Annotated in this window: 7 protein-coding genes and 1 pseudogene; 2 read left to right on the top strand and 6 right to left on the bottom strand. The window is 72.7% G+C overall.

Translation table 11 applies throughout. The annotated features are described in order from the left end of the window. Both H5J29_RS14960 and H5J29_RS14955 read right to left on the bottom strand, forming a co-directional pair. Positions 1-444 (bottom strand): annotated as a pseudogene (locus H5J29_RS14960) (hypothetical protein); the annotation flags it as partial. Between the two features lie 12 nt (positions 445-456). Then, positions 457-1,971 (bottom strand): GDSL-type esterase/lipase family protein, encoded by a 1,515-nt coding sequence (locus H5J29_RS14955; RefSeq protein WP_181781570.1) that lies wholly within the window; start codon positions 1,969-1,971, stop codon positions 457-459. A 343-nt stretch (positions 1,972-2,314) separates the two neighbouring features. On the opposite strand from H5J29_RS14955, the gene H5J29_RS14950 reads away from it, so the two are divergent. Further along, entirely contained in the window at positions 2,315-2,560 is a 246-nt protein-coding gene (locus H5J29_RS14950) for a type B 50S ribosomal protein L31 (RefSeq protein ID WP_181781569.1), read from the top strand. On the opposite strand, the gene H5J29_RS14945 is transcribed toward H5J29_RS14950, so the two are convergent. The 3 genes from H5J29_RS14945 to H5J29_RS14935 are packed head-to-tail and all read right to left on the bottom strand — an operon-like array spanning position 2,557 to position 5,870. Beyond that, complete coding sequence (locus H5J29_RS14945) at positions 2,557-3,738, bottom strand: cation:proton antiporter (protein WP_181781568.1); 1,182 nt, start codon at positions 3,736-3,738, stop codon at positions 2,557-2,559. The genes H5J29_RS14950 and H5J29_RS14945 overlap by 4 nt on opposite strands. Before the next feature lie 36 nt (positions 3,739-3,774). Continuing rightward, complete coding sequence (locus tag H5J29_RS14940) at positions 3,775-5,583, bottom strand: thiamine pyrophosphate-requiring protein (protein ID WP_181781567.1); 1,809 nt, start codon at positions 5,581-5,583, stop codon at positions 3,775-3,777. A 56-nt stretch (positions 5,584-5,639) separates the two neighbouring features. Beyond that, complete coding sequence (locus H5J29_RS14935) at positions 5,640-5,870, bottom strand: hypothetical protein (RefSeq protein WP_181781566.1); 231 nt, start codon at positions 5,868-5,870, stop codon at positions 5,640-5,642. Between the two features lie 30 nt (positions 5,871-5,900). Here H5J29_RS14935 and H5J29_RS14930 point away from each other — a divergent pair, with 30 nt between their 5' ends. Beyond that, complete coding sequence (locus H5J29_RS14930) at positions 5,901-6,632, top strand: DUF1990 family protein (RefSeq protein WP_181781565.1); 732 nt, start codon at positions 5,901-5,903, stop codon at positions 6,630-6,632. A 46-nt stretch (positions 6,633-6,678) separates the two neighbouring features. Here H5J29_RS14930 and H5J29_RS14925 read toward each other — a convergent pair whose 3' ends face one another. Next, on the bottom strand, positions 6,679-7,170 hold the full coding sequence (locus H5J29_RS14925; RefSeq protein WP_181781564.1) for a pyridoxamine 5'-phosphate oxidase family protein: 492 nt from the start codon (positions 7,168-7,170) through the stop codon (positions 6,679-6,681). Between the last annotated feature and the right edge of the window lie 131 nt (positions 7,171-7,301).

The raw sequence follows: 7,301 nt of genomic DNA, 5'->3' as shown, positions 1-7,301 counted from the left end.
GTACGCCGCCCCGGCCGCGAGCAGCGCGATCGCGAGCCGGACCACGTGCCCGACGTGGTGCCGCGCGTGCGGGGTGTGCGTGGGCGGCCGCACGTGCAGGGCCGCCATGTCCCGCTCGACGTAGTACTCCTGGGTGAGCCCGAACTCGTCGAACGCCCGGCCGCGCTCGGCGGCGATCCGGGTGAGCACGTCGTCGACGTCGGTGACGTTGCGCGTCACCACGGTCTCCACACCCGTCATCCGGACGACCCTGGCCGCGACGTCCGCCCACACGAAGGTGGCGGCGTGCCCGAGGTGCGTGACGTCGTAGGGCGTGATCCCGCAGACGTAGATCCGCGCCGGGGTGGTCAGCGGCAGCGGCGCTCCCCCGAGCCGCAGCACCTCCCGCGGGTCGGTCACGGCGCCGGGGCGCTCCTCCGGGGACAGGTCGATCGGGGACACCATGGCCCCAGTCTCTCAACCGGCCTCGGTGTCGACGAGCCTGGCCACGGTGGCCGCGAGCCGCAGCGAGCCGATCGCCGTCGGGTGGAAGGCGAACCGGTCCGCCAGGCCCTGCAGGTCAGGGCCCATGCCGTCGGCGCCCGTGCGGCACAGCAGGCTCAGCACGGGCTCGGCCACCGTGTAGCCGTACTTCTCGGCCCCCGCCCGGAGCACGCCGTTGAGCTGGTCGTTCCGGTCCGTCAGCAGGTCGATCTTCTCCTGGGTGAGCCCGACGGCGTAGGCCGGGCCGCGGGCGTCGGCGCAGGCCGGGTCGGTGTCCCGCGGGAAGGCGTCGTAGGAGGTCATGACGATCACCTGCGGCGTGCTGGGCAGCTCCGCGAGGTCCTGGAGCAGGGCCGCGTAGTCCCGGTCGAACGCGGCCATGCGGTAGTCGAACTCGCCGCGGGTGAGGTTGTCGTCGCAGGTGGGGACGCCGTAGCAGTACTTGATCAGGTCCGACCAGCCGACGTCGTTGGGGCCGATGGCGACCACCACGAACTTGAGGTCCGGCATCTGCTTGAGCAGCGCGACCTGGGGCGGGACCGCGACGTCGCCGCGCTGCTGCGGGCCGCGCAGACCCTGGGCGATCGTGGCGCTGGGGCAGGCGAGGTTCCGGACCGCGCTGGGCACCATGGTGCCCAGCTCGGCGGCGAGGGAGTCCGCGGACCGCTCGCAGGCGACGTCGTCCCCCTCCGGCTCGGCGACCGGCGGTCCGCCGACGCGGGCGACCCGGGAGTCGCCGATCACCACGCCCTCGTAGCCGGTGACCGTGGGGCCGACCGGCGCCGGCGTGACCCGTGAGGCCCCGACCAGGTCGGACAGCGAGCCGACCGTGGCGAGGCCACGCATGGTGCCGGTGTAGGCGAGCGCGCCGCACGCGCCCCAGGCGACCACCGAGACCGTCACGGCCACCAGCGCCATCCGGCCGATCGTGCCGGAGCAGCGGTGCCAGACGTCCGCGACCGTGACGTCCCCGCCCTTCGCGCGGCGCAGGATGCCGAGCATCCGCGCGCAGCCGACCAGCGCCGAGATGGCCAGCGCGACCCCGACGATCCCGACCGCGCCGAGCAGGTACCAGTTCAGGAACCCCGTCCTGAGCTGCTCCACGGCGTGCGCGGAGGCCTGGGCGGTGGAGTCCGGGTCGAGGATCTCGGCGGCCGCGTCGTTGCGCTGGACCGGGCCGAGCCAGAGCTGGGGCCGCAGCGGGCCCCAGACCTGCAGGCGCGGGATGTCGAGCTGGGTGTTGCCGATCTGCACCAGCCCGGCGGGGCCCTCCAGCGACAGGTCGGGGGTGCGGGCGCCGACGGCGATGTGCTGACCCAGGACCGTGAGGTCCTGGGTGGGGGTGAGGGTGATCGTCAGCGGGATGCCCACGGCGAGGCAGAGCGCGACCATCAGGACCGTCGGCCAGGAACGGAGCTCGCGGCCCAACGCCCGCAGCCGGCGCGGGCGAGCGGGGCGCGTGACGCTGCGCTCGGTGGTGACCACCATCGACGGGCTCCCCTCGCCGTACCGGTTCGCTCGTGTACCGATCCAGATGATCGGTGGTCCGCGGGTGGGACGACATACTGCGAACAGGGGATCCGGGGTGGGGAGCGGCACCCGCCCAGCCCCTTGACGCTCGCCTCGACCACACGAACGGCACTCCCGTGCGGGAGGTCCGCACGAGAGCGCGGCGGGCGCAAGGGCTCACGTGGTGAGGTCCCGCGCCGCGTCTGCGCCACCTCTCTCCGCGGCCCGGGCGAGGACGGCCCCGTGCGGGGTCGTGACCCCGCGGGAATCATCCGCACATGACAACCGTTATCGTCTACGAGTCACGACCCCAGGAGGACCGATGCGACCCGACATCCACCCCACCTACCGCCCCGTCGTCTACCAGGACCGGACGACCGGCGACGCGTTCCTCACCCGCTCGACCGCCACCTCGCGGGACACGATCGAGTGGAGCGACGGCGAGACCTACCCGCTCATCCGGGTGGACACCACCGCGTGGTCGCACCCCTTCTGGACCGGTCAGACCCGGGTGCTGGACTCTGCGGGCCAGGTGGAGAAGTTCCGCCGCCGCTACGGCACCCGCTAAGGCGTGCGGACGAGGGGGTCCGGGGCGGGCTTGTGGAGGGCCGCCGCGACCGTCGGGAGGACGAGGACCGTGAGGACCCCCGCCCCGACGAGCGCGGCGGCGTTCTCGGGCAGCATCGTCCCGTTCCGAACCCCGATCTCGGCCAGCGCGACCACCAACGGGAGCGCGGTCGCCGTCACCAGTGCGGTCTGGACGCGCTCCCGCAGCGACAGCACGCCGAGGTAGACGAGCAGCGCGGGCAACCCGCGCACGGCCAGCATCAGCGCGAAGAAGAGCAGCAGCCGCAGCGGCGCCTCCGCGATCGCGTCCAGGTCGATCGTCATCCCCGAGTAGACGAAGAAGATCGGGATGAGGAAGCCGTGCCCGGCCACGTCGAGCTTCTCCTCCAGCACCGGGGCGTTCGGACCGGCCCACCGGCGCAGCACCATCCCGGCGACGAAGGCGCCGAGCACGGCGTCGAGATGGAACCGCTCGGTCACGGCGAGGAGCAGCACCAGCAGCAGCACGGTGAAACGCAACGTGATCTGGCTGGTCTCGTGCTGGCGTTCGGCGAAGACGTCGGAGAGCCGCGAGCCCGGCCGCAGGACGCGCGAGGCGAGGCCGAGCAGCACCGCCACCGCGAGCACGATCCCCAGCGACAGCAGCGCCACGAACCGGTTCCCGACGCCGAGGAACACGGCGATCGCGATGATCGGCAGCAGCTCCCCCGCCGCACCGCCCGCCATGAGGTACCGGCCGAGGCGCCCGCGGAGCATGTCGTTCTCGCGCAGGATCGGCACCAGCGTGCCCAGTGCGGTGGTCGTCATCGCCAGCGCGACGGGCACGAACGCCCGCACCACCCCGAGCCAGGTGAGCAACGCCACGACGCCGAGCGCCAGCGCGAGGGACACGAACCAGGCCACCGCGGCCCGGCGTCCCGCGTCCTGCCGGTACAGGCGCTGGTCGATCTCGTAGCCCGCGAGCAGGAAGACGAACCCCAGCCCGAGGTCCGCCAGCGGCTCGACGGGATCGGGCGAGGCCAGGTCCAGGACCTGCGGCCCGACGATCATCCCGCCCGCGAGCAGCAGCACGACCTGCGGGACGCGCAACCACGGCAGCAGGCCCAGCAGCAGCGGGGCGAGGGCCGCCACCGCCGCGATCGCGAGCAGGCTGTCGAGGGCGCTACCGACGTCGTCCACCGGCGGATTCTGGAGGCCGCGCGGCCCGGCTGTCCACTACCGACCCGGTGACTCCTTGCCGCCCGGCAGGAGCTCCTGCAGCTTGGTCTTCGCGCCCTCGACGACCAGGTGCGCGGCCGACGGGTCGCCCTTGAGCACCGCCTGCACCATGGACAGCGCCTGCTCCGCCGTGGCGTGCGGCGGGATGGGCGGGACCTCGGGATCGCAGCGCACGTCGATCAGGACCGGGCCGGGGGCGGAGAGGGCACGGTCCCAGGCCGGGCCCAGCTCGTCGGGCTCCCCGACGGCGATCCCCTCGATGCCGAACCCGCGGGCGAGGTCGGCGTAGGAGACGTCCGGCAGGACCTGCGACTCGTCGAACCTGGGTGCGCCGCCCATCGCCCGCAGCTCCCAGGTGACCTGGTTGAGGTCGTTGTTGTGCAGCACGCAGACCACCAGCCGGGGGTCGGACCAGCGGTCGGCGTAGCGGCGGATCGTGAGCAGCTCGGCCAGGCCGTTCATCTGCATCGCGCCGTCGCCGGTCAGGGCGATCGCGGGACGGTCGGGATGGGCGAACTTCGCACCGATCGCGTACGGCACGGCGTTCCCCATGGTCGCGAGGGTGCCGGACAGGGAGCCCCGCACCCCGGCGGTCATCCGCAGGACCTTGCCGTACCAGTTCGCGACCGAGCCGGAGTCGGCCGTGACGATCGCGTCGGCGGGCAGCCGCTCGTTGAGCTCCCACACGATCCGCATGGGGTTGACCGGGTCGGCGTCGACGTGGGCCTGCTGCTCGATGGTCTGCCACCAGCCGACGACGTCGGACTCGACCTTCTCGCGCCACGACCGGTCGGCGGGTCCGGACAGCCGCGGAAGCAGCGCGCGCAGGGTGTCGCCCGCATCGCCGACCAGGTTGACCTCGGTGGGGTACCGCATGCCGATCAGGCCGCCGTCGAGGTCGATCTGCACCGCGCGGGCCTTGCCGAACTCCGGCAGGAACTGGCTGTACGGGAAGCTGGACCCGATCATCAGCAGGGTGTCGCAGTCTCGCATCAGCTCGTAGCTCGGGCGGGTGCCGAGCAGGCCGATCGAGCCCGTCACGAACGGCAGGTCGTCCGGCAGGACGTCCTTGCCGAGCAGCGCCTTCGCCACACCGGCACCGAGGACGTCGGCCACCGCGGTGACCTCGGCGGCCGCACCGCGGGCACCCTGGCCGACCAGGATCGCGACCTTGGACCCGGCGTTGAGCACCTCGGCGGCGCGGTCCAGCTCGACCTCCGGCGCGGTGACGACGGGTGCGACGAACTCGGTGGTCCCGCCCGCGGGCACGTCCTTGAACACGTGCGCCGGCGGCGTGTACCTCTCCGTCTGCAGGTCGCTCGGGATGATCAACGCGGTCGGTGCCCGCTTCGCGAGCGCGGTCCGGATCGCCCGGTCCAGGGCGTTCGGCAGCTGCTCCGCGACGTTCACCTCGACCAGGTACTCGCTCGCGACGTCGGAGAACAGCGCCTGCAGGTCCACCTCCTGCTGGTAGGCCCCACCCATGGCGCTGCGCTCGGTCTGCCCCACGATCGCCACGACGGGCACGTGGTCGAGCTTGGCGTCGTACAAGCCGTTGAGCAGGTGGATCGCGCCCGGGCCCGAGGTCGCCATGCACACCCCGACGCGGCCGGAGAACTTCGCGTAGCCGACCGCCTCGAACGCGGACATCTCCTCGTGCCGGGACTGGATGAACCGTGGTCGGTCGTCCGCCGCCCCGAAGGCGGTGACGATGCCGTTGATGCCGTCGCCCGGGTAGGCGAAGACCTGCTCGACCCCCCACTCGCGCAGGCGCTGCAGCAGGTGGTCGCCGACCGTGTCCGCCACGGTGTCCCCTCTCGTCGTCTGCGGAGGGACTACCCGTCCCCGGGCGACGGACACGTTCAGCGGCGGCGGCCCTGCTCGGCCTGGCGGACGGACTCGCCGATCAGCCAGATCGTCGACGGCCAGAGGCCGACGAACAGGGCCCGCCGCTCGGCGTTGCCCCGTTCCTCCTGGTCCACGGTCTTGGCCCGCACCCACAGTCCGATGCAGAGCCCGACCGACCCCATCGAGGCGGCCTGCAGGTGGATCGCGCGTACGCCGACGCGGCGGAGGAGCGTTCCGATGGTCACACCGGTAGGTTCCCGGTCCGCCGGGTATCCATGCCCGTGCCCTTCCACTCCGCTCTGCACCGCCCGTCGGGCGACGCCCGCCACGTCGGGGCCGTCGTCCGGTGGCCGATCGGGATCGCCGTCGTGTCCTGGCGGTACCTCTGGCGGACCACCGTGGTCCACCGCCACGAGGAGCCGGGCGACGCGACGGACCTCCCCGACCCCGTCCCCGCCGACTTCGCGGACGAGGACATCCAGCCGGTCGAGGCGGGCTACGGACCCCTTCTGCACCGCCGCTACGCGGTGCGGATCACGGGCGGCTGCGGGCCGGAGGAGCTCCTGGCGCGCCTCGAGGCGGACCCCAACAAGTGGGCCCCGTCGGGGATGGCGGTCTTCCGTCGCACCCGCGGCGTCGACGGCGCGATGACGCCCGGCGACGAGTTCCTCATCCGGCTCCCCGGCCCCTGGGACGGCCCGGTCCGGGTGATCTCCTCCGACGCCCGGGCCTTCCGGTTCGCCACGATGCGGGGCCATCTCGAGGCGGGCCAGATCGAGTTCCGGGTCGAGGAGCTCGAGGAGGGCATCCGCTTCGTGATCGAGTCCTGGGCCCGCCCCGGCGACCGCCTGTCCCACCTGCTCTACAACCGGCTGATGCTGGCCAAGGAGGTGCAGCTCGTCATGTGGACCCACGCCCTGATCCGCGCCGCGGAGCTGTCCGGCGGGCGGCGCAGGGGCGGACTGACGGTGGAGACGAGGCGGGTGGAGCAGCCCGTCGAGTCGTGAGCGGCGATAGTCGCCATAGCGACTGTCGCCGCGCACAGGTCGGTTGCTAGCGGAGGTCGACGGTCTCGTTCTCCGTGCCTTCGTAGCGCTCTCCGCTGACCTTGGCCTTCGCGAAGCTCAGGGCGGAGGCGACGAGGCCGCCGGGGGTGTCCCAGTACTCGCCCGCCTCGGCGTGGAAGTGGATCAGGGTGAGGTTGGGGTCGTCGACGCCGCCCGGCATCCAGGCCTCGACCCACTTGTTCCACAGCTGCTGGGCCTTGGCGCGGTCCTCGACCAGGGTCGCCGTACCGGACAGGGAGACCCAGGTGTCGCGGGAGCTCAGCGAGACGCCCGCCTTCGGGTTCACGGAGATGCTGCGTGCGGTGCGCGAGTCCTTCTCCACGAAGAACCACAGGTCGCCGTCGAACTCGGTCTCCTGCTGGGCCATCGGACGTGCCGTGAGGTGGCCCTCCTGGTCGACCGTGGTGAGCATGGCGATCGTGATGTCGCTCGCCAGCTCGGCGATCTTCGCGACGGCGGTCTCGTTGTCGGAGGTCATGTCGGGGCGGGTGCCCGTGGCGTGCTCGGGTAAACCGCGTCGGTGAACCGCAGCGGGCGAGCGCGGTCAGGCGGGCGAGGGCCCGGCGAGCGCGCCGAAGAAGCCCTCCAGGGTGCGACGCGCGCACAGCG

The sequence above is a fragment of the Pseudonocardia pini genome (assembly GCF_013870575.1).
Classification (GTDB): Bacteria; Actinomycetota; Actinomycetes; order Mycobacteriales; family Pseudonocardiaceae; genus Pseudonocardia; species Pseudonocardia pini.
Note: the sequence above shows the minus strand (reverse complement) of the source record. Positions and strands in the feature narration are given on the sequence as shown.

Excerpts from the sequence above, each read along its gene's own strand:
- H5J29_RS14955 (WP_181781570.1), bottom strand. The coding sequence starts at position 1,971 with ATGGTGGTCACCACCGAGCGCAGCGTCACGCGCCCCGCTCGCCCGCGC.
- H5J29_RS14950 (WP_181781569.1), top strand. The coding sequence starts at position 2,315 with ATGCGACCCGACATCCACCCCACCTACCGCCCCGTCGTCTACCAGGAC.
- H5J29_RS14930 (WP_181781565.1), top strand. The coding sequence starts at position 5,901 with ATGCCCGTGCCCTTCCACTCCGCTCTGCACCGCCCGTCGGGCGACGCC.
- H5J29_RS14925 (WP_181781564.1), bottom strand. The coding sequence starts at position 7,170 with ATGACCTCCGACAACGAGACCGCCGTCGCGAAGATCGCCGAGCTGGCG.